We start from the raw sequence: 20,858 nt of genomic DNA on the forward strand, positions 1-20,858 counted from the left end.
GGAAGCCGACGCTGTTGGTCTCGCCCAAGGCCCCGCCATGCTTGGTGAAGGCCGAACGGACCTCGGCGGCGGTGCGGTTGCGGTTGTCGGTGAGGGCCTCGACGATGACGGCGACCCCGCCGGGGCCGTAGCCCTCGTAGCGGACCTCCTCGTAGTTGGCGCCGTCGTCGCCGCCGGCACCGCGCTTGATGGCGCGGTCGATGGTGTCCTTCGGCATGTTGGCCTCGCGGGCGGCGAGCACGGCCGCCCGCAGGCGCGGGTTCGACGCCGGGTCGGGCAGGCCGGTGCGCGCGGCGACCGTCAGCTCGCGGATGATCTTGGTGAAGATCTTGCCGCGCTTCTTATCCTGCGCACCCTTGCGGTGCATGATGTTCTTGAATTGGGAATGGCCCGCCATGACGCTCGATCGAATTCGTGGATGCAGCGGCCGCGTCTATACCAGATGTGGTGTTGGACGCCCAGATTCCGCGGGTTTCTAGGCACGGTTTATGGCTGAATTGAGGCGCGCCCCGGTTGCGCCCGGCGCCGATGCGGGTAGCATCGGCGGGCCAGCCCTCCTTCAGCCCGGGATCCCCTGCCGATGACCACCACCGACGACGCGCTCGATCTCGACGCCATCGGCCAGGCCGAACTGGTGCGGCGCGGCCAAGTCTCCGCCGCCGAGCTCGTGGATGCGGCGATCGCCCGCATCGAGCGCGTCAATCCGCGGGTCAACGCCGTCGTCATCGAGACCTTCGAGCGCGCCCGCGAGGCCGCCCGGGCACCGTTCGACGGCCCGTTCGCCGGCGTGCCCTTCCTGCTGAAGGACATCGCCTGCGAGGAGGCCGGGGTGCCGCTGCGCGGCGCCAGCACCTTCGGCGGCGACTATGTGCCCGCGGCCGACAACGAACTGGTGCGACGCTATCGCGCAGCCGGGCTCGTCTTCCTCGGCCACACCAACGCGCCCGAACTCGGCATCGGCCCGACGACCGAGCCGCGGCTCTACGGCCCCGCCCGCAACCCCTGGGACCCGGAGCGGTCGACCGGCGGATCCAGCGGCGGCGCCGCCGCGGCGGTCGCGACCGGCATGGTCGCCGCCGCCCACGGCAACGACGCCGGCGGCTCGATCCGCATCCCCGCCGCCTGCTGCGGGCTCTTCGGCCTGAAACCAACCCGGGCGCGCAACCCGGTGGCGCCGCATTTCGGCGACATCATCGTCGGCATCGCCCAGGACCATGTGCTGACGCGCAGCGTCCGCGACAGCGCGGCCCTGCTCGACGTCACCGCGGGCCCGACCCTGGGCGACCCCTACTGGGCGCCGCCGGTCGCCCGGCCCTTCGCCGAGGAGATCGGGGCCGATCCGCGCCGCCTGCGCATCGCCTTCTCGACCGCCTCGCCCATCGGCACGCCGATCGATCCCGATTGCGTCCGGGCCACGGTGGAGACGGCCAAGCTCCTCGAATCGATGGGCCATGTCGTCGAGGAGGCGGCGCCCGCCGTCGACGGCGAGGCCTTCTGGCGCGCCTTCACCGCGGTGATCGCGGCCGGCGTCGGCTGGTCGCTCGCCGGGCTGGAACGGCGGGTCGGCCGCGAGGCGACCCCGGACGACCTCGAGCCCTTCGTCTGGGGCTTCACCCGTCGGGCGCGCGAGCAGACCGCACCCCAGTTCCTGCTCGCGCTCCAGGACATGCAGCGCCATTCGCGCGAGATGGCCGGCTTCTTCGTCGAGCACGACCTGTGGCTGACGCCGACCCTGGGCTCGCCGCCGGTGCCGCTCGGGACCTTCAAGCTGCAGCAGGGCGGCGACGCCATGGCGATGCGCCGCCAGATGAACGTCTTCGCCGCCTTCACCTGGATGTCGAACGCCTCCGGCCAGCCGGCCATGTCGGTGCCGAGCGGCTGGACCGACACGGGCCTGCCGCTCGCCACCCACTTCGTCGGGCGCTTCGGCGACGAGGCCACCCTCTTCCGCCTGGCCGCCCAGATCGAGGCGGCGCGGCCGTGGGCCGGCCGCCGGCCGCCGATCCACGCCTGATCGTCGGGAGCACGCGGGACCCACCGCCGGCCGCGCCCCGCACCTACGGCCGGCGAGCGACGGCCTTGAAGAACGTGTAGGAAAACGTTCCGTCCGGAGCGGCGGCGCGCAGCAGGTCGGCAATGCCGGCGTCGAACCGGTCGGCGTCGACGAGCCCCGCCGCCAGCGCCCGTTCCCGGACGCCGGCCACCATCGCCGTGAAGGTGCGGCGGACAAACCGGTCGCCGAGGTCGGGACGGGCGCCGTCGACATAGAAGAGGCGGGGCGACACCGAGATCTCCGTCAGCCCGGCCGCGTGCAGGAGGGGATGGAGCCGGCGCCCGATCATCGGGTCGCCGCCGGCGGCGCGCTGAAGATCGACCTGGGCGCGGATGGCGTCCCGGGCCGCCGGGCTCTCGGGATGGAAGAGGACCGAGCCGTGGTCGCCTTCGATCGCGGTCAGCGTGCCGCCCGGCCGCAGGACCCGCAGGATCTCGGCCAGCGCCGCGGCGGGCCGCGGCAGGTGCTCCAGCAGGAAGCAGACGAATGCGTGGTCGAACGACCGGTCGGCGAAGGGCAGCCGCCCGGCGTCGGCCTGCCGGAACCGCACGTTGGCGAACCCGGCCGTCGCCTCCCGCGCCGCCGCCAGCGACGCCGGCGCGATGTCGACCGCCGTGAACTCCGCCAGCGGGCTGCGGCGGGCGAGTGCCACGGTCTGCGCGCCGACGCCGCATCCGACCTCGAGCACGCGCGATCCGGGCGGATAGGCCGTGTCCGAATGCAGCAGTTCTTCCAGCGTCCGCGCCTGGTCGCCGAGGCGCGTCCCTTCCGCCGCCTCGTAGCCATGGACATAGTCCGACCCCATCCGAGACCTCCGTCGCCCGTGCGAGGCCCGGATGGTCCCAGGTGGCCCGGTACCGGGTCTTGAACGGAATTGCGCGCCGCCGCGCCCGGCGCCCGTCAGGCGACCGCGGCCCGATAGCGGGCCGGGGTCACCCCGAAGCGCTCCGCGAATGCCCGCGTCAGATGGCTCTGGTCGGCGAAGCCGGCCGCGGCCGCCACCGCCGCCGGCGCCTCGCCGGCGGCCAGCAGGCGCCTCGCCAGACGCACCCGCCGGTCGACCCGGTAGGCATGCGGGGTGATGCCCACCTCGCGGGCGAAGGCCCGGAGCAGCCCGAAGCGGCTGGCGCCGCACTCCCGGGCGAGTTCGGCCAAGGGCACGGCCGCCGCCGGCGCCGCGTCGATCCGCGCCAGCGCCCGACGCACGTCCGGCGAGGCCGGGAGCCGCGGCGACGCCCGCGAGCCGTGCCGCCGCAGCACATGCACCACCGTCGCCAGAAGCGCCTCTTCCGCGGCGTCCGGGCACGGGCGCGGGGCGGTGGCGAGGCGGAACAGGCGCAGCGTGCGCCGGGCGAGCGCGGGATCGACGAAGGCCGGGCGGGCGATCTCCATCTCCGGCATCCCCTCCTCCGCCGCGATCTCCGACAGGATACCGGGCCGGAAGTACAGGGTTCGCCAGCCGCGCGGCCGGCCTTCGACCGGCGCCCCGTCATGGATTTCGCCGGGATTGACGGAGAGGATCGCGCCCGGTTCCGCCTCGACCGCGCCAATGCCGCTCCACGAGCGGTGACCGCCGAAGACGAGGACGCCGATGCCGAACTGGTCGTGGGAATGCCGTGCGAGGCGCCGATCCGAGACCATCGAGACCGCCTCGACCCCCGGCATGGTCGAGCGGTGCTGCCGGGCACGATGGACGCCTGGCATCGTCCGGCGCTCAGTCTGGCGGATATGCCTCGGCCAAGCGCCCGCCGAGGCGGACCGGGGCCACCCGGAGGGCGAGGCCGGAGGCGTCGTCGGTCTCGACGAAGACGCCGCAGAGCGTGCCCTCGCCCTCGGCCGGGGACAGGCGCTCGCCCGGCACCTTGCGCACGAAGCGGGCGACGGCGGCCTCCTTCTTCATGCCGATCACGGAATCGTAGTCGCCGCACATGCCGGCGTCGGTCTGGTAGCCGGTTCCGCCCGGGAGGATCTGGGCATCGGCGGTCGGCACATGCGAATGACTGCCGAACACCGCCGACACGCGGCCGTCGAGATGGTGCCCCATGGCCATCTTCTCGCTCGTCGCCTCGCCGTGCAGGTCGACCAGGATGGCCGCGGCATTCTGCCCCAGCCGATGCTCGGCGAGCACCGCCTCGGCGGCGGCGAAGGGGCAGTCGAGCGCGTCCATGAAGAGGCGCGCCATCAGGTTGACGACGACGACACGGCGGCCGTCGCCGGTCGGGACGGCGTAGGCGCCGCTTCCGGGCGTCCCCGCCGGGAAATTGGCCGGGCGCAGCAGGCGCGGGTCCGACGCCAGCGTCGCGACGATCTCGCGCTTGTCGAAGAGATGGTTGCCGGTGGTGACGGCGTCGATCCCGGCGGCGAAGAACTCGCGGCAGATCGCCTCGGTGATGCCGAAGCCGGCCGCCGCGTTCTCGCCATTGACGACGACGAGGTCGAGGCCGTGGCGGCGGCGCAGGACCGGGATCCGGCTGGTCACGGCCTCGCGGCCGGAGCGGCCGACCACGTCGCCGCAGAACAGCATCCGCATGCCCGCCTCAAACCCTCGCGACGGGCCGGAAGGCGACTTCGGTGACGACCGCGTCGAGGATGGCGTCGGCCGGGCCGGCCGGCACCCGCTCGCAGCGCTGGCCCTCGTAGGCGACGCCGACCGCACGGATCGGCCGGCGCGCCCGCAGGTCCGCCAGCGTGCGATCGTAGAAGCCGCCGCCATAGCCCATCCGCCGCCCGGCATCGTCGAAGGCGAGCAGCGGCACGAGCAGCAGGTCGGGCTCGACGGTCGGCGCTTCCGGCGCCGGCTCGAGCAGGCCGAAGGGGCGCGGCACCAGCCGGTCGCCGGGCCGCCATGCCCGGAAGGAGAGCGGCAGGCCGCGGCGCGGCGTCACCGGCAGGCAGAGCGTCCGCCCGGCCGCGGCGAGCCGCGCCATCAGCGGCCGCGGGTCGATCTCCTCGCCGATCGGGTGGAAGCCGGACACCACCGCCCCGACCTCGGCCAACGGCACTGCGGCGAGAAACCGGTCGGCCAAGCGCTCGCCGCAATCGGCGGCGGCACCGGCCGCGGCCGCCGCACGGCGGGCGATCGCCGCCGTCCGGAATGCCGCCTTCTCGCGCACCAGGAGGCCGTTGTCGTCAGCAAGGAGAGTGGACGGCGCCGCCTCGGCCGTTGGCATGCTGAACCCTCCGTGGCCTGCTAACGCAGGTGGGCGCCATGTACCGCGACCACGATCGCGGCAGGGACAGCTCCCGGGAGGTTGTGAAAGGCCCCGGGGTAATAGCGACCTGACGCACCAGACAGCACCGTCCACCTGGAAAGCTAGGGCTGCTCGAGCCTGGCTGCAATGGTCTCGACGCGCTGGGCGACCAGATCGAGCTCGCGGCCGAGCGAATCCTGGACGCTGTTCTGCCCCTCGGCCGCGCGCTTCAGCCGCGCGATCTCCTCGAAGGCGGAGGCGAGCTCGTCGGCGATCAGGAGGCCGGCCATCAGGATGACGCGCGCCTCGCCGATCTGGCCGAGGTCGCCCGAGATCTGGGTCGCCTTCTGGTCGATGTAGCTGGCGAGCCGCCGCAGCCGCTCCTCCTCGCCCGCCCCGCAGGAGACGCTGTAGCTGCGTCCGTTGATCGTCAGCGCGACCGACGGCATGGGGTCAGTGCGTCCGGTCGAGCGCGCCGCGGGTGCGCGCGATGACGCCGTCCAGGCGGTGGGCGGCGGCGTCCGTCGCCTGGCGCAGGGCGGCCTTCTCGGCCTCCATCTGGGCGAGCGCGCGGGCGAGCCGGTCGCGCTCCTCCGCCAGCGCCCGGCGCTCGGCCGCCAGCACCGGGACGCGCGCGGCGGCGGCCTCCAGCCGGTCGAGCGCCCGCTCCAGCCGGTCGCGGGCACGCTGCATCGTCGAAGGGGGAATCGGAATCGTCGGAGCGGCCATGGCTCTAGTTGTAGCGACCGCTCCGGCAGGGCGTCAACGAAGGGTGGCCGGGGGCCGATTCGCCCTGCCGGTTGACGCCGGGGGTCGCGGACGGCAAGTTGCCGGGCCTTTTGCCCCGGATTTGCGATGTCGAACGCAGCGCCCGCCCCCGATCTCCGCGCCATGGCGAACGCCATCCGCGCCCTTTCCATGGACGCCGTCGAGGCGGCCAAGTCGGGGCATCCCGGGATGCCCATGGGCATGGCCGACGTCGCGACCGTCCTCTTCACCCGATTCCTGTCCTACGACCCGGCCGACCCGGCCTGGCCCGACCGCGACCGGTTCGTGCTGTCGGCCGGGCACGGCTCGATGCTGCTCTATTCGCTGCTGCATCTGACCGGCTACGCCGACATGACGATGGCCGAGCTCCGGCGCTTCCGCCAGCTCGGCAGCCGCACCGCCGGGCACCCGGAATACGGCCACGCCGCCGGCGTCGAGACCACGACCGGGCCGCTCGGCCAGGGGCTGGCGACGGCGGTCGGCATGGCGATCGCCGAGCGCCACCTGAACGCTACCTTCGGCGACGGGCTGGTCGACCACTGGACCTATGTCGTCGCCGGCGACGGCTGCCTGATGGAGGGCGTCAGCCACGAGGCGATCTCGCTGGCCGGCCACCTCAAGCTCGGCCGGCTCATCGTCCTCTTCGACGACAACAGCATCTCGATCGACGGCGGCACCGCGCTTTCCGTCTCGGACGACCAGCCGGCGCGCTTCCGCGCCTGCGGCTGGGACGTGCAGTCGGTCGACGGCCACGACCCCGAGGCGGTCGCCGCCGCCATCGAGCGGGCGCGGGCGACCGATACCCCCTCGCTCATCGCCTGCCGCACCCAGATCGCCTACGGCGCGCCGACCAAGGCGGGCACGTCGGGCGCCCACGGCAGCCCGCTCGGCGCCGCCGAGATCGCCGGCGCGCGCGAGAAGCTGGGCTGGACCGCGGCCCCCTTCGAGGTGCCCGACGACATCCTGGCCGCCTGGCGGGACGCCGGCCGGCGCGCCGCCGCCCGCGCCGAGGCATGGCGCCGCCGCCATGCCGCGGCCGCCGACCGGGCCGAGTTCGACCGCCGCATCGCCGGCGACGCGCCGGCCGGCCTCGCCGCCGCGCTGTCCGAATACAAGGCGGCGCTGATCGCCGCGCCGCCCAAGGTCGCGACCCGCCAGGCCTCCGGCAGCACGCTCGACGTGCTCGCCCGGGCGATGCCGGAGCTGGTCGGCGGCTCGGCCGACCTCACCCCCTCCAACAACACCAAGGCCAAGGGCCAGGCGGTGCTGCAGGCGGGCCAGTACGGCGGCACCTACATCCATTACGGCGTGCGCGAGCACGCCATGGCAGCGGCCATGAACGGGCTCGCCCTGCATGGCGGCGTGGTGCCCTATGGCGGCACCTTCCTCGTCTTCACCGACTATGCCCGGCCGGCGATCCGGCTCTCGGCGCTGATGGGCGTGCGCGTCGTCTACGTCATGACGCACGATTCGATCGGCCTCGGCGAGGACGGTCCGACGCACCAGCCGGTCGAGCATCTGGCGGCGCTGCGCAGCATCCCCAACCTCCACGTCTTCCGCCCCGCCGACGCGGTCGAGACGGCGGAATGCTGGGAACTGGCGATCGCCGCCAGGTCGACGCCGTCGGTGATCGCCCTGACCCGCCAGGGCGTGCCGGCCCTGCGCCAGGAGGCGGGCGCCAACCGTTCGGCCCGGGGCGCCTACGTCCTCGCCGAGGCGGACGGTCCGCGCCGGGTGACGCTGCTCGCCACCGGCTCGGAAGTCGGACTGGCGATGGAGGCGCGCCGACTGCTGGCCGGCGAGGGCATCGCCGCCGCCGTCGTCTCGATGCCGTCGTTCGAGCTCTTCGCGGCCCAGGACGCCGCCTACCGCGCCGAGGTCCTGGGCTCGGCCCCGCGCGTCGCGGTCGAGGCCGCCGTGCGGTTCGGCTGGGACCGCTGGCTCGGCGAGCGCGGCGCCTTCGTCGGCATGCCGGGCTTCGGCGCCTCGGCGCCGTCCGGCGACCTCTACCGCCATTTCGGCATCACCGCCGAGGCCGTGGCGGCGGCCGCCCGCGATCTCGTCTAGGATCGACGGAATGAACCCGGGCCCGGAACGTTTGCTGGGCGTCCCGCGTCGTTCGGTCGCCGGCCGGAGGTCCTGAGCGGCGGCCGTCCTGCCGCGGCAGCCCCGCCCCGCGCATCCCCACCATCGAAGCCAGGAGGAATCCCACCATCATGGCCACCCGCCTCGCGATCAACGGTTTCGGCCGCATCGGCCGCCTCGTCTTCCGCGCGCTCGCCGAGAGCGGCCGCACCGACCTCCAGGTCGTCGGCATCAACGACCTCGGCCCGGTCGAGACGAACGCGCACCTGCTGCGCTACGACAGCGTCCATGGCCGCTTCCCCCGGGAAGTGAAGACCGGCGAGGGCATGATGGACGTGGGCCAGGGCCCGATCCGCGTCACCGCCGAGCGCGACCCGACGAAGCTGCCGTGGAAGGAACTCGGCGTCGACATCACGCTGGAATGCACCGGCGTCTTCACCAAGCGCGACGCCGCGGCCAAGCACATCGAGGCGGGCGCCAAGCGGGTGCTGATCTCGGCCCCGGCCGACGGCGTCGACCTGACCGTCGTCTACGGCGTCAACCACGACCAGCTGAAGCCCGGGCACACGATCGTCTCGAACGCGTCCTGCACCACCAACTGCCTGGCGCCGATGGCCTATGTGCTGCACCAGGCGATCGGCATCGTGAACGGCTTCATGACGACGGTGCATGCCTACACGGGCGACCAGCCGACCGTGGACACGATGCACAAGGACCTGCACCGCGCCCGCGCCGCCGCCCTGTCCATGATCCCGACCTCGACCGGCGCCGCCCGCGCCGTCGGCCTCGTCCTGCCCGAGCTCAAGGGCAAGCTCGACGGCACCTCGATCCGGGTGCCGACGCCCAACGTCTCGGTCGTCGACCTCACCTTCAACGCCGCCCGCGACACGACGGCGGACGAGATCAACCAGGTCATGACCGAAGCCGCCGCCAGCAGCCGCTTCAAGGGCATCATCGAGATCAACCGGGCGCCGCTGGTGTCGAGCGACTTCAACCATGTCTCGGCCAGTTCGACCTTCGACGCCGGCCAGACCGCGGTCATCGACAAGCGCCTGTGCCGCGTCCTCTCCTGGTACGACAACGAATGGGGCTTCTCGAACCGGATGCTGGACACCGCCGCGGCGATGGCGAAGCTCGGCTGACGGCCGAACTCGCAACCGGGTTCGCGGACCGGGCGGTGGAGGTGGCGACGGCCGCCGGGGCGCTGGTCGCGGCCGAGGCCGCGGCCGTGCTGGGCCGGCCGCTGCTGCTGGTCAGCCCGCGCGGCGGCGCCGCCGCGCTCGGGCCGGCGATGTTCGCCGCCATCGTCGAGCGGGCCCGCGAGCGGCATCCGCCGACCCGCGGCCTCATCGACTGCGAGACGGCCGAGGGCCATGCGCTGCTGGCGCTGCGCGTCGGCATCGACGCCGTCGTCTACAAGGGCCCGGCCGCCGTCCGCGCGAAGCTGGCGGCGATCGCGGCCGCGGACGGGCGCCGCGTGGTGGCCGAGCGGCCGCCCGCGCTCGCCCTCCATCGCGAGAAGGACATGGCGGCGGCCTGCCGCCGCTGGCTCGGCGACGACCCCGCCGCCGGGCCGGACGCCCGCAACTGACCATATCGGGCCGGCCCGCCGGGCGGCCCGCCGAAGGGAAGGAGATTTCCGATGAAGGTGACCCAGAAGGTCAAGCGCATCCTCGACGGCTACGAGAGCGACAATCCGGGCACCAAGGCCAACCTGGCCCGCATCCTGATGCAGGGCCGCCTCGGCGGCACCGGCAAGCTGGTCATCCTGCCGGTCGACCAGGGCTTCGAGCACGGGCCGGCGCGCAGCTTCGCCCCCAACCCCGACGCCTACGACCCGCACTACCATTTCCAGCTCGCGATCGAGGCCGGGCTCTCCGCCTACGCGGCCCCGCTCGGCATGATCGAGGCGGGCGCCGACAGCTACGCCGGCGCCATCCCGACCATCCTCAAGGTCAACAGCGCCAACAGCCTCGCCCGCGACAAGGCCGGCCCGTCCCAGGCCGTCACCGGCTCGGTCCGCGACGCGCTCCGGCTCGGCTGCTCGGCCATCGGCTTCACCATCTATCCCGGTTCGGACAACGCCTTCGGCATGTTCGAGGAACTGGCGGTGCTGGCCGAGGAGGCGAAGGCGCACGGGCTCGCCGTCGTCGTCTGGTCCTATCCGCGCGGCGGCGACCTCACCAAGGCCGGCGAGACGGCGATCGACATCTGCGCCTACGCCGCCCACATGGCGGCACTCCTCGGCGCCCACATCATCAAGGTGAAGCCGCCGACCGAGCACCTGGAGCTGGACGCCGCCAGGAAGGTCTACGAGGCGCGCAAGATCGACGTCTCGACGGCGGCCGCCCGGATCGCCCACGTCGTCCAGTCCTGCTTCGCCGGCAAGCGCATCGTCGTCTTCTCGGGCGGCGAGGCCAAGGACCTCGAGGGCGTCTACAACGAGGCCCGCGCCATCCGCGACGGCGGCGGCAACGGCTCGATCATCGGCCGCAACACCTTCCAGCGCCCGAAGGCCGACGCCCTCGCCATGCTCGACCAGATCATCAAGATCTACCAGGGCAAGGCCTGATCCCGGTGGCGGCGCGAGGAGCCCGAGACATGGCCGGCGACGAGCGCTGCCGCCTCTATCTCATCACCCCCGCGGTGCTGGAGCCGGCGGCCTTCGCCGACCGCCTCCAGGCCGCGCTCGACGGCGGCGACGTCGCCTGCCTGCAGCTGCGCCTGAAGGACGTCGACGACGACGCCTTCCGGCGGGCGATCGAGCGGCTGATGCCGATCGCCCATGCCCGCGACGTGCCCTTCCTGGTCAACGACCGGCCCGACCTCGCGGCCGAGTTCGGCTGCGACGGCGCCCATGTCGGCCAGCAGGACACGCCCTATGCCGAGGCGCGCCGCCTGCTCGGGCCCGACGCCATCGTCGGCGTCACCTGCCACGACAGCCGCCACCTCGCCATGGAGGCGGCCGAGGCGGGAGCGGACTACGTCGCCTTCGGCGCCTTCTTCCCGACCCAGACCAAGCCGCCCCGCTTCTGGGCGACGCCGGAACTGATCGAGGCCTGGACGCAGTCGACGACCGTGCCCTGCGTCGCCATCGGCGGCATCAAGCCGGACAACCTCGCACCCATCGTGCGCGCCGGCGCGGACTTCATCTGCGTCGTCACCGGGGTCTGGGACCATCCGGACGGACCGGCGGCCGGCGTCGCCGACTACAACCGGGCGATCGCGGCCGCGCTCGACTGACCCCGGAGCGCCGTCAGGCCGTGGGGCAGCCGGGCCCCGCCTCGACCGAGTGCAGCGGCAGGGAGAGGCCGAGGGCGTCGAGCCGGGCCCGCACCTCCGCCAGGTAGATCGGGTTCATCACCACCACCGCGTCCGGCCGCAACGACGGCAGGCGTTCGGGGGCAACCACCGGGTGGCCGGTGCCCGCGAGGAAGGTGCCGTCCTTGCGCGGGTTGATGTCGACGGCGGCGGCGACGGCCGGACACGGGGCGAGCGCGGCCAGGAACGCCACCGCCTTCGACCCGCCGCCCCACAGCACGACCCGGCGCCCGCCGCGCTCCAGGGCCGCCAGCCAGGCGCGCCAGGCCGCGATCGCGGCCGCCGCCCCGACGGCGAAGGAACCGGTCGCCGCCGGTCGCGGCGAGGGCACCGGCGGCGGCGCCGGAAGCGCGACCGCATGGGCCGTGAGGTACTGGCCGGCATAGGTCTCCGCCAGTTCCTCGACACCGAAGCCGGCGCGCGCGAGGAGCCCGGCCAGGGAGGCGGCGTCGAAATAGTTGCAATGCTCGTAGTAGACGTCCCAGAACGCCGCGCGCTCGAAGATCGGCCGGGCGTTCGGGACCTGGACGAAGAGGCGCGTCCCGGCGCCCTGGCGCGTGGCGACGAGCCGGACCAGGGCCGCCGGCCGCGGGACATGCTCCAGCGTCATCTTGCAGCACACGAGGTCGGCCGGCTCGCCCGGCATGGCCTCGTAGAAGGTCGGCAGGATGCGCACCGCGCCCTCCGGCGCCGGCTCCGCCGGGTTCCAGGCGGGATCGCAGCCGACCCCGCGGCAGCCGGCCTCGGCACAGAGCAGCGCCAGGAACTCGCCCCGGCCGCAGCCGATCTCGAGGACGGTGCGCCCGCCAAGGTCGTGGCGCGTGGCGAGGCTGCGGGCGAGATCGCGATGGAACGCATCGAAGGTCGGCGAGTGGCGCTGCGTGCTCTCGTACCCCGGCGAATAGTCGACCCGTGCCGGGTCGAACGCGACGTTGGCCACGAACCCGCAGGCGGCGCAGCAGGCCAGCCGGATGTCGCCGCGCGGGACGGCCAGCGCCTGCCGCCGGTCGGCGAGCAGCCGCACGCTGTTGGTCGGCACCCCGGTCGCCGAATAGAACGGGTCCCCCATCGCCGCCGCTCCGCAGGCGGGGCAGCTCAGCGCGCTCATGCGATCACCCGCGGCTCCGGCAGTGGCAGGATGAACCGTCCGCCCCGCCGCCGGTATTCGGCCTGCTGGGCGAGGATCTCGTCGGCGAAGTTCCAGGCCAGCAGGAGGACATGGCTCGGCATGGCTTCCAGCAGCCGCGCGGGCGGCACGATCGGCAGGCGGCAGCCGGGCATGGCGAGGCCCCATTTGCGGGCGTTGAGGTCGGCGACGAAATCGACCGTGGTGCGATCGATGCCGCAATAGGCGAGCAGGGTCGTCGCCTTGGCGGCGGCGCCATAGGCGGCGATGCGGGCGCCCTCCCCGGCGAGCCGCGCCAGCAGGTCGCGCAGCCGGTCGCGGAGGCGGGCGACCCGTTCGGCGAAGCCGGCGAGGAAGGCCGGGCTGGCCGCTCCCTGCCGCTGCTCCATGGCGCGCAGCGCCGCCACCGCCGCGCCCGGGGTGCCGGCCGGTGCGGCATGGACGCGCAGGGAGCCGCCATGGATCGCCAGCCGTTCGACGTCGACCACACGCAGACCGCCCCGGCCGAGCAGCGCCTCCAGGCTCGTCAGGGAGAAGTAGCAGAGGTGCTGGTGGTAGATCGTGTCGAAGGCGAGGCCCTGCACGAGGTCGCCCAGATCGGGCACTTCGAACACCGCATGGCCGCCCGGCCGCAGCAGCCGCGCGATGCCGGCCGCGAAGTCGACGGGATCGGGGACATGCGCCAGGACGTTGGCCGCCAGGACGAGGTCCGCCGACCAGCCGTCACCGGCGAGACGGTCCGCGAGCGCCCCGTCGAAATAGGCGTCGAGCGTCGACACGCCGGCAGCGCGCGCCGCCGCCGCCGGCCCCGGCGACGGCTCGATCCCGAGCGCCGGGATGCCGCGCGCAACGAAATGGCGCAGCATGACGCCGTCGTTGCTGGCGATCTCGACGACCCGGTGGTGGCGATCCAGGCGGTAGCGCCCGAGATGCGCGGCCGCCGCCGCCGCGAAATGCGCGCGCAAGGCGGGCGACACCGAGGAATGGTAGGGGTAACCCTGTCCGAAGAGATCGGCCGGCGGCACCGTGACGGTGATCTGGACCAGGGCGCAGGCGCCGCACATCACGAGTTCGAGCGGCTCGGTCCGGTCCGATCCCGGCGGATCGTCGGGCGATGCCAGGCGATCGGCCAGGGGGGTCCGGCCGAGGTCGATGACCGGCAGGAGGCGGTCGCACCCGCAGGCCCGACAGCCGCGGATGGCCTGGGCCAGGCCCATCTCTGTCCGCCCCCTGGCCGTCAGGCCGGCCGGGCGACCGCCCGCGGGCGGAGGTCGGCGGCGACGCGCCCCGCCGCGCGCAGTTGCAGGAGGTGCGGCAGGCGGTTGAAGCGCGCGCCCTCGAAATCCGCCACCGGCAGGCCGAGGGCGACGACCGCGCGGTGCAGGTCGGCGACGCCGCGGGCGACCGTCCAGCGCGGCCGGAACGCCGGCAGCACGCGCCCGAGCCGCGCGAAGGAGACCCGATAGCTGCGACGGTCGGGGGCGGCGCCGGGGGCGAGTTCGACGCATGCGCCGGGGATCGCCGCCGCGACGGCGTCGGCGAGGTCGGCGATCCGGAGATTGGCGTCGTCGTCGCCGACGTTGACGGTCGCGCCGTGCACGGCGTCGCGCGGCGCCTCCAGCGCGACGGCGATCGCCTCGGCCATGTCCGCGACGTGGATCAGCGGGCGCCACTGCCGTCCCGTGCTCTTCAGCAGCACCCGGCCGGTCGCCGTCGCGTGGGCCACCAGATTGTTGGCGACGAGGTCGAAGCGCAGCATCGGCGAGACGCCGTAGGCGGTGGCGAAGCGCAGCAGGACGGGCGAGAAGCCGTCGCCGGCGAGCGCCCGCATCGCCGCCTCGGCGGACGCCTTGGCGGCGGCGTAGGGCGTGAGCGGCCGCGGCGGCGTCTCCTCGTCGACGGTGCCCTCGCCGCCCGCGCCGTAGACGCTGCAGGTCGAGGCGAAGACGAAACGGCGGACGCCGGCCTTGCGCGCCGACGCCGCGAGCGCGGCCGCGGCGCGGCCGTTGATTTCGTCCGTCAGGGCCGGATCGAGGTCGCCGAGCGGGTCGTTGGAAAGCCCGGCGAGGTGGACGACGGCGTCCAGCCCCGCGAGATCGTCGGCACCGAGGTCGCGGATGTCGCGGCGCAGGTCCCGGTCGGGACCTTCGGGCACCGCGCCCGGCAGCGCGCAGCCGTCGAACAGCCCGGAATCGACGCCGAGCACGCGATGGCCGCGCCGGCGCAGCAGCGGCACCAGGAGGGCGCCGACATAGCCGCGGTGACCGGTGACGCAGACCTTCATTCCGCCATCGCCGGCCGGCGCAGCCACGGCGCCGCGCCGCGGCGCCAGACGGCCTCCAGTTCCTCCTGGTCGCGCACCGTGTCGAGGCACTGCCAGAAGCCCTCGTGGCGGTAGGCCGCGAGTTGATCGGCGGCGGCGAGGCGGACCAGGACGTCGCGCTCCCAGGAGGCGGCCTCGCCGGCGATCCAGGACAGGACCCCCGGCTCGACGACGAAGAAACCGCCGTTGATCCACTGGTCGTCGAGCCGCGGCTTCTCGCGGAACCCGACGGCGCGGTCGCCGTCGAGGACGAGATGGCCGAACCGGCTCGGCGGGTGGACCGCCGCCACGGTGACGAGGCGACGGCAGCGTCGGTGGTGGGCGAGAAGCGCCGCGAGGTCGAGATCGGCCAGGCCGTCGCACCACGCCAGGAGAAACGCGGCTGCGCCGAGATGCGGTCGGAGCCGGGCCAGCCGGCCGGCGGTGTCGGCCTCGGTCCCGGTATCGACCAGCCTCAGCCGCCCGGCGAGCCCGAGCGCCGCCGCGTCACAGACGACGGTGCCGGCCATGCCCGCCGCCGGCGCCAGCGCGCGGACGATCTCTGCGGCATGGTGCCCCAGGGCGACCAGGACGTCGTCGATGCCCTGGGCGTTGAGAAGCCGCACGACGTGCCACAGCACGGGCCGACCGCCGATCGGAGCCAGCGGCTTGGGACAACCGGCGGCGAGGCGGCTGCCGCGGCCGCCCGCGAGGATCACCGCCTGCATGGGCTCCGGCCCCGTCAGGAGGCGGCGGCGACGGGCAGCGCGGCCGCGCCGAGTGCGGCCGTCAGCCGCGTACAGAGATCGGCGAGCGCGGCCTCCTCGGGAAGGACGATCCGGGCGCGCGTCGCCCGCTCCAGCAGTCGGTGGCCGAGCATCATCCGGGGCACGCGCATCCCGGGCTGCCCCCAGAGGGGCTCGTTGGCGGCGGCCGCGTCGACGAGGGCGGCCGCCTCGCGCCGCATCTGCGGCCCGTAGAGTTGGCGCTGCGTGACGACGGCTTGGCGCGCCAGCGACTGCCGCTCCGCCTCGGCAATGCGGGCGAGCGAGATCATCTCGAGGTAGGCCCAGGTGAAGTCGACATAGGGCGTCAGGCAGTCGAAGCGCCGGAACAGGCTCCGCTCGTCCAGGCCCTGCAGCGTCTCCTCGGAGAAGACGCGGGCGAGATGCTGGACCTGCTCGCGCTCGTGCCGGCGCAGCCGGAAGAGCGGCTCGTCGACGAACCGGATGTCGGCGTAGAGCGCGAGTTCGCAGACGAAGGCGACGTCGCCGCCGTAGAGATAGCGCTGCGGCTGGAGGCGCTCCATCACCGTGCGCCGGTACATGCCGAAGAAGTAGTTCGCGTAGTGCCAGTTGCGCATCACGGTGACGCCGGCCGCCACCGGGTCGGCGCTGCTGGTCTCGTAGATCCGCTGCGGCTGCCACTGGTCCTGCGGGAGGAGGCGCGAATTCTCGTCGATCACCCGGATGCGCGCCGCCGCCAGGCCGACCGCCGGGTCGGCCTGCATCACCTCCAGCAATCGCTCGACGAAGGTCGGTTCGAGCACGTCGTTGGCCGAAAGCGGGACCACGTACTCGCCTTCCGCCACGGCATGCACGCGGTTGTAGTTGCGGACGGGACCGATGTTGACCGCGTTGCGATGGTAGCGAAAGCGGCCGTCCGCGAGGTAGTCGCGGCAGATCGCCGGCGTGCGGTCGGTCGAGGCGTTGTCGAAGACGTGGACCTCGATGTCGCGGTGCGTCTGGCACCGGATCGATTCCAGCATTTCCCCGATATGCCGTTCCTCGTCGAAGGCAGCCAGGCAGAGGCTGACCTTCCCGGTCGCAGCGACCATCGACCCGACTCCGCTCTCCCGGCGCCGTCGCCCGACGCCGGGACCATACAGATATACGTCAGGCTCGGGCTGATCGCCATACCAGGGGTAGAATTCGGGCGCCTCGGCCGGGGTCCGCCGGAACGGGCCCGCAGGTTGCATCGCGGGAGGGCTGCTGATAGGTTCCGCGCCCACGCCAGCAGGGCGACCCCCGGAAATCCATGAAAATCACAGCCATCGAAATCAAGCCCGGCAATATTCTGGATCACCAGAACCGCCTCTGGGTGGTGCTCAAGCGTGAACTGATCCAGCCCGGCAAGGGCGGCGCCTTCGCCCAGGTCGAGATGCGGGACATCCGCACCGGCAACAAGACCAACGAGCGCTTCCGGACCCAGGAGACGGTCGAGCGGGTGCGCATGGACGAGAAGGAATACCAGTTCCTCTTCGCCGAGGGCGACACCCTGACCTTCATGGACCAGGAATCCTACGAGCAGATCACCGTCGACCGCAGCAAGGTCGGCGATCCCGCGGATTTCCTGCGCGACGGCATGGTCGTCACCATCCAGACCTACGAGGGCGAGGCGATGGCCGTCACCCTGCCGCAGACGGTCACGATGCTGCTGACCGAGGCCGACCCGGTGGTGAAGGGCCAGACCGCGTCCTCCTCCTACAAGCCGGCGGTGCTGGAGAACGGCCGCAAGATCCTGGTGCCGCCGTTCATCGAAGCCGGCACGCGGATCGTGGTCGATACCGCCGAGGGCACCTACGTCGAGCGCGCCAAGGACTGATCGCGAAGATGGCCCGCCCCTCGCCCGTCATCAACGTCATGACCGCAGCCGCGCGCAAGGCGGCGCGCGAACTGGTGCGGGATTTCGGCGAGGTCGAGCAGCTCCAGGTGTCGCGCAAGGGGCCGGCCGACTTCGTCAGCGCCGCCGACCTGCGCGCCGAGAAGACGATCCACCGCGAGCTCGCGAAGGCGCGGCCCGGCTACGGGTTCCTGATGGAGGAATCCGGCGCCAGTTCCTCCGGCGACGGCCGCCACCGCTGGATCGTCGACCCGCTCGACGGCACCACCAACTTCCTGCACGGGGTGCCGCATTTCGCGATCTCCATCGCGCTCGAGGTCGAGGGCGAGGTGGTCGCCGGGGTCGTCCATCAGCCGCTGACCGACGAGACCTACTGGGCCGAGCGCGGCCAGGGCGCCCACGTCAACGACCGCCGCCTGCGCGTGTCGTCGCGGGCCAAGCTGGAGGACGCGCTGGTCGGGACCGGGATTCCGTTCAAGGGCGAGGAGGGCCACGGCCACTATCTCGCGACGCTGGCGAAGGTGACGCCGCTCGTCAGCGGCGTGCGGCGGATGGGTGCGGCGTCGCTCGATCTGGCCTTCGTGGCCGCCGGCCGCTTCGAGGCGTTCTGGGAGTTCGACCTCAAGCCGTGGGACATCGCCGCCGGCATCCTGCTGGTGCGCGAGGCCGGCGGCTACGCGACCACGCCCGCCGGCGATCCGAACGTCCTGGCCAGCGGCGACGTGCTGGCCGCCAACGACCGGCTGCACCAGCCGCTCGCCGAACTGATCCGCCAGGTGCCGCGGACGGTCGACGCCGCCGCCTGACATCGCCGGCCGACTCCAGGCCGGCCGGGTTGTGGCTGGCACGAGGCATGCGTTAGAAGGGATCATGCGACGGAGTCCTTCGCCGTTCGGCCGGCCCGGCGGACAACGAGGAGGTTGCATGAGGCGCTACCGATCCGACCGCACGACGCTGGCCCTTCTGCTCGCGGCCGCCTGGCTCGCGGCCGCGCCGCCGGCCGCGGCCGCTCCGGGCGGAGACGTGCATGTCGATCTCGGCGCCCTCGACCAGCTCGGGTTCACGCGGGACCGGCGCCCCAAGGACGGCCGGACGCTGACCTTGCGGCCGCCCGGCGGCAAGGCCGCCACCGAGGCCCCGTCGCCGCCGGCGCGTGCCGCGGCGGCGCCGCCAGCGAGCCCGCCCCAGCCTCCGGCACCGACCCCGACGCCGCCTGCCGCTTCGCCGCCGCCGCGGGCGGCTGCACCGGCCCCGGCTGCGCCACCGCCAGCTCCGGCCGCGACCCCGATTCCGCGGGCAGCCGCGCCGGCACCGGCCGCTGCCCCGCCGGCTCCGGTCGCGGCGGCCCCGGCCCCGTCGGCTTCGGCCCCATCGACTCCGGCCCCATCGGCTCCGGCCGCGGCGGCCCGTCCCGCTCCGACAGCCCCACCCGCCCCGGCACCGCAACCCGTGCGGACGCCGCCGCCCGTGGTCGCGCCGCCCCCTGCCGCAGCCCCGCCCCAGACGGCGGCGCTGACGCCGCCGGCCGTCGCCCAGCGACGCGGCGAGGCGCGGATCGCGTTCCCCGCCGGCGGCACCGAACTGCCGGCCGGCGCCCGCGGCGAACTCGACCAGCTCGCGCGGCGGCTGGCCGGGGACGAGGCGCTGCGCGTCCAGCTCAACGCCTACGCGGCCGAGTCCGGCGACCAGTCGAGCCAGGCGCGCCGGCTCTCCCTGTCGCGCGCCCTCGCCGTCCGGGCCTACCTGATCGACAAGGGCGTGCGCAGTACCCGGCTCGACGTCCGCGCGCTCGGCCAGCCGCAGGACGACGGGCCCGCCGATCGCGTCGACATCGTGGTCATGGGTCGCTGATGCCGGCGCGCCGGCTCCTCCGGTCGCCCCGACCACCCCTCCGCCGCAGGCGCGCCCGGTGACCAATCCGCGCCGCTTCCTGTTCCGGATGGTGGTCTTCCTGATCCTCGTCTTCGGGGCGCTGGCGCTGCTCTATCCTGGCCTGGAACGGGCCTTCCTGGCGAAGCCGGTGCTGAACAGCCTGATCGTCGCGGTCATCCTGTTCGGCATCGCCTACATCACCCGCCAGGTGCTCCAGCTCGAGCCGGAAGCGGCGTGGGCCGACACGCTCCGCCGCAGCGAGCCCGGCCTCTCGGTGATGCGGCCGCCGCGCCTGCTCGGGCCCGTCGCCGCCGTGCTCCAGGAACGGCGAGGCCGCGTCAGCCTGTCGGCGCCGGCGCAGCGCTCGCTCCTCGACGGCCTCAGTTCCCGCCTCGACGAGACGCGCGACATCTCCCGCTACCTGATCGGGCTGCTGGTCTTCCTCGGCCTGCTCGGCACCTTCTGGGGCCTCCTCGAGACGGTCGGCGCGGTCAGCCGGGTGGTCGCCAACATGGCGGTCCAGGGCGTCGACATGGGGCAGGCGCTGAACAACCTGCAGAGCGGGCTGGAGACGCCGCTCGCCGGCATGGGCACCGCCTTCAGCTCCTCGCTCTTCGGCCTCGGCGGTTCGCTGGTGCTGGGCTTCCTCGATCTCCAGGCCGGCCAGGCGCAGAACCGCTTCTACAACGAGATCGAGGACTGGCTGGCGAGCCTGACGCGCCTCTCCGGCGGCACCCCGGTCAGCGACGGCGACCAGTCGGTGCCGGCCTACATCCAGGCCCTGCTGGAACAGACGGCCGACAATCTCGACAACCTCCAGCGCATCCTGATCCGCGGCGAGGAGAGCCGCATCCAGGCCAATGCCAACCTGACCGCGCTGACCGAGCGGCTGGGCACGCTGACCGACCAGATGCGCACCGAGCAGTCGCTGATGCTGCGGCTGGCCGAGAGCCAGCTCGCCCTGCAGCCGGTGCTGGAGCGGCTGGCGCAGCCGCCGGTGCGGAGCGCCGGCGGGATGGACGAGGAAGCCCACAACCAGCTGCGCGCGATCGAGCGGCAGATGGCGCGGCTCATCGACACGACCGAACAGACGAGCGCCGCCGCCGCCCAGGAGGTGCGCGCCGAGATCCGCCTCCTCGCCCGCACCATCGCCGCCCTGGCCGAAGAGCCGGAGCGCAGGCGCTAGGCCGGGAAGGCCGCCGGCATGGCCCGGTTTCGCGAGCGGCGCGGCGGATTCGACATCTGGCCGGGGTTCGTCGACGCGCTCACCCAGCTCCTGATGGTGGTGATCTTCATCGTGCTGGTGTTCACGGTGAGCCACTTCTATCTCGGCTACACGCTGGAGGGTCGGGACGCCGCGGTCGAGCGCTTGAACCGGCAGGTCGGCGAACTGGCCGACATGCTGGCGCTGGAGCGCTCGGCCTCGGCCGAGCGCAAGGCCGACGTCGAGCGGCTGACGCTGGCGCTCGACGGCGCCAACCAGGCCCGCACCACCCTCCAGGGCCAGCTCGACGCCCT

General features: G+C 73.5%; 22 protein-coding genes, 1 other RNA gene and 1 pseudogene. 11 read left to right on the forward strand and 13 right to left on the reverse strand.

All coding sequences use genetic code 11. From position 1 onward, the window contains the following. Nucleotides 1-397: YebC/PmpR family DNA-binding transcriptional regulator (locus ACE3Q3_RS03325; RefSeq protein WP_374441768.1), on the reverse strand; the 397-nt coding region annotated here is incomplete at its 3' end. Nucleotides 398-580: 183 nt separating this feature from the next. On the opposite strand from ACE3Q3_RS03325, the gene ACE3Q3_RS03330 reads away from it, so the two are divergent. Next, nucleotides 581-2,014 carry an amidase gene (locus tag ACE3Q3_RS03330; protein WP_374441770.1) on the forward strand — a complete coding sequence of 478 codons (1,434 nt, stop codon included), beginning with the start codon at nt 581-583 and terminating at the stop codon, nt 2,012-2,014. A gap of 43 nt (nt 2,015-2,057) precedes the next feature. On the opposite strand, the gene ACE3Q3_RS03335 is transcribed toward ACE3Q3_RS03330, so the two are convergent. From ACE3Q3_RS03335 to ACE3Q3_RS03365, 7 genes are all read right to left on the reverse strand, one after another. Beyond that, the gene (locus ACE3Q3_RS03335; RefSeq protein WP_374441773.1) at nt 2,058-2,858 is read right to left on the reverse strand and encodes a methyltransferase domain-containing protein; all 801 of its coding nucleotides are present in this window, start codon (nt 2,856-2,858) and stop codon (nt 2,058-2,060) included. A 95-nt stretch (nt 2,859-2,953) separates the two neighbouring features. Beyond that, on the reverse strand, nt 2,954-3,757 hold the full coding sequence (locus ACE3Q3_RS03340; protein ID WP_374441776.1) for a helix-turn-helix domain-containing protein: 804 nt from the start codon (nt 3,755-3,757) through the stop codon (nt 2,954-2,956). Nucleotides 3,758-3,767: 10 nt separating this feature from the next. Then, entirely contained in the window at nt 3,768-4,583 is an 816-nt protein-coding gene (locus ACE3Q3_RS03345) for a YmdB family metallophosphoesterase (protein WP_374441779.1), read from the reverse strand. Between the two features lie 7 nt (nt 4,584-4,590). Beyond that, a complete protein-coding gene (locus ACE3Q3_RS03350; RefSeq protein ID WP_374441782.1) occupies nt 4,591-5,166 on the reverse strand; it encodes a 5-formyltetrahydrofolate cyclo-ligase in 576 nt (191 codons plus the stop codon). A 31-nt stretch (nt 5,167-5,197) separates the two neighbouring features. Then, a non-coding RNA gene (ssrS, locus tag ACE3Q3_RS03355) (6S RNA) lies at nt 5,198-5,354 on the reverse strand. 12 nt (nt 5,355-5,366) lie between these two features. Further along, the gene (locus tag ACE3Q3_RS03360; protein WP_374441785.1) at nt 5,367-5,693 is read right to left on the reverse strand and encodes a cell division protein ZapA; all 327 of its coding nucleotides are present in this window, start codon (nt 5,691-5,693) and stop codon (nt 5,367-5,369) included. Between the two features lie 4 nt (nt 5,694-5,697). Next, on the reverse strand, nt 5,698-5,937 hold the full coding sequence (locus ACE3Q3_RS03365; RefSeq protein WP_374441788.1) for a DUF4164 family protein: 240 nt from the start codon (nt 5,935-5,937) through the stop codon (nt 5,698-5,700). A gap of 198 nt (nt 5,938-6,135) precedes the next feature. On the opposite strand from ACE3Q3_RS03365, the gene tkt reads away from it, so the two are divergent. The 5 genes from tkt (at nt 6,136) to thiE (ending at nt 11,340) form a co-directional block, all read left to right on the forward strand. Continuing rightward, a complete protein-coding gene (gene tkt, locus ACE3Q3_RS03370) occupies nt 6,136-8,079 on the forward strand; it encodes a transketolase (protein ID WP_374441791.1) in 1,944 nt (647 codons plus the stop codon). A gap of 149 nt (nt 8,080-8,228) precedes the next feature. After that, a complete protein-coding gene (gene gap, locus ACE3Q3_RS03375) occupies nt 8,229-9,239 on the forward strand; it encodes a type I glyceraldehyde-3-phosphate dehydrogenase (protein ID WP_374441794.1) in 1,011 nt (336 codons plus the stop codon). A gap of 41 nt (nt 9,240-9,280) precedes the next feature. Next, nucleotides 9,281-9,688, forward strand: coding sequence for a hypothetical protein (locus ACE3Q3_RS03380; RefSeq protein WP_374441797.1), 408 nt, complete (start codon nt 9,281-9,283; stop codon nt 9,686-9,688). Nucleotides 9,689-9,739: 51 nt separating this feature from the next. Next, nucleotides 9,740-10,669, forward strand: a complete 930-nt coding sequence (locus ACE3Q3_RS03385; protein WP_374441800.1) for a class I fructose-bisphosphate aldolase — start codon at nt 9,740-9,742, stop codon at nt 10,667-10,669. A 29-nt stretch (nt 10,670-10,698) separates the two neighbouring features. Continuing rightward, nucleotides 10,699-11,340, forward strand: coding sequence for a thiamine phosphate synthase (gene thiE, locus ACE3Q3_RS03390; protein ID WP_374441803.1), 642 nt, complete (start codon nt 10,699-10,701; stop codon nt 11,338-11,340). A gap of 13 nt (nt 11,341-11,353) precedes the next feature. Here the strand turns inward: thiE and ACE3Q3_RS03395 are convergent, their stop codons facing one another. From ACE3Q3_RS03395 to ACE3Q3_RS03415, 5 genes are read right to left on the reverse strand one after another with little or no spacing between them, the layout of a single operon-like run. After that, entirely contained in the window at nt 11,354-12,526 is a 1,173-nt protein-coding gene (locus tag ACE3Q3_RS03395; RefSeq protein ID WP_374441806.1) for a class I SAM-dependent methyltransferase, read from the reverse strand. Beyond that, a complete protein-coding gene (locus ACE3Q3_RS03400; protein WP_374441808.1) occupies nt 12,523-13,761 on the reverse strand; it encodes a class I SAM-dependent methyltransferase in 1,239 nt (412 codons plus the stop codon). Before ACE3Q3_RS03400 ends, ACE3Q3_RS03395 begins: the two co-directional genes overlap by 4 nt. Nucleotides 13,762-13,781: 20 nt before the next feature. Then, on the reverse strand, nt 13,782-14,828 hold the full coding sequence (locus tag ACE3Q3_RS03405; protein WP_374441811.1) for an SDR family oxidoreductase: 1,047 nt from the start codon (nt 14,826-14,828) through the stop codon (nt 13,782-13,784). Continuing rightward, nucleotides 14,825-15,574, reverse strand: coding sequence for a sugar phosphate nucleotidyltransferase (locus ACE3Q3_RS03410; RefSeq protein ID WP_374441814.1), 750 nt, complete (start codon nt 15,572-15,574; stop codon nt 14,825-14,827). Before ACE3Q3_RS03410 ends, ACE3Q3_RS03405 begins: the two co-directional genes overlap by 4 nt. A 14-nt stretch (nt 15,575-15,588) precedes the next feature. Beyond that, nucleotides 15,589-16,683, reverse strand: coding sequence for a glycosyltransferase family 2 protein (locus ACE3Q3_RS03415; RefSeq protein ID WP_374441817.1), 1,095 nt, complete (start codon nt 16,681-16,683; stop codon nt 15,589-15,591). Between the two features lie 200 nt (nt 16,684-16,883). Here ACE3Q3_RS03415 and efp point away from each other — a divergent pair, with 200 nt between their 5' ends. The 5 genes and pseudogenes from efp to ACE3Q3_RS03440 form a co-directional block, all read left to right on the forward strand. Then, nucleotides 16,884-17,450 (forward strand): elongation factor P, encoded by a 567-nt coding sequence (gene efp, locus ACE3Q3_RS03420; RefSeq protein WP_374441819.1) that lies wholly within the window; start codon nt 16,884-16,886, stop codon nt 17,448-17,450. Between the two features lie 8 nt (nt 17,451-17,458). Then, a complete protein-coding gene (locus ACE3Q3_RS03425) occupies nt 17,459-18,274 on the forward strand; it encodes an inositol monophosphatase family protein (RefSeq protein ID WP_374441822.1) in 816 nt (271 codons plus the stop codon). Between the two features lie 661 nt (nt 18,275-18,935). Beyond that, complete coding sequence (locus tag ACE3Q3_RS03430) at nt 18,936-19,319, forward strand: OmpA family protein (RefSeq protein WP_374441825.1); 384 nt, start codon at nt 18,936-18,938, stop codon at nt 19,317-19,319. A 58-nt stretch (nt 19,320-19,377) separates the two neighbouring features. Further along, nucleotides 19,378-20,526, forward strand: a complete 1,149-nt coding sequence (locus tag ACE3Q3_RS03435; protein WP_374441828.1) for a flagellar motor protein MotA — start codon at nt 19,378-19,380, stop codon at nt 20,524-20,526. Nucleotides 20,527-20,544: 18 nt separating this feature from the next. Next, nucleotides 20,545-20,858: pseudogene (locus ACE3Q3_RS03440) on the forward strand (hypothetical protein); the annotation flags it as partial.

The organism is Allostella sp. (assembly GCF_041913585.1).
Classification (GTDB): Bacteria; Pseudomonadota; Alphaproteobacteria; order ATCC43930; family Allostellaceae; genus Allostella.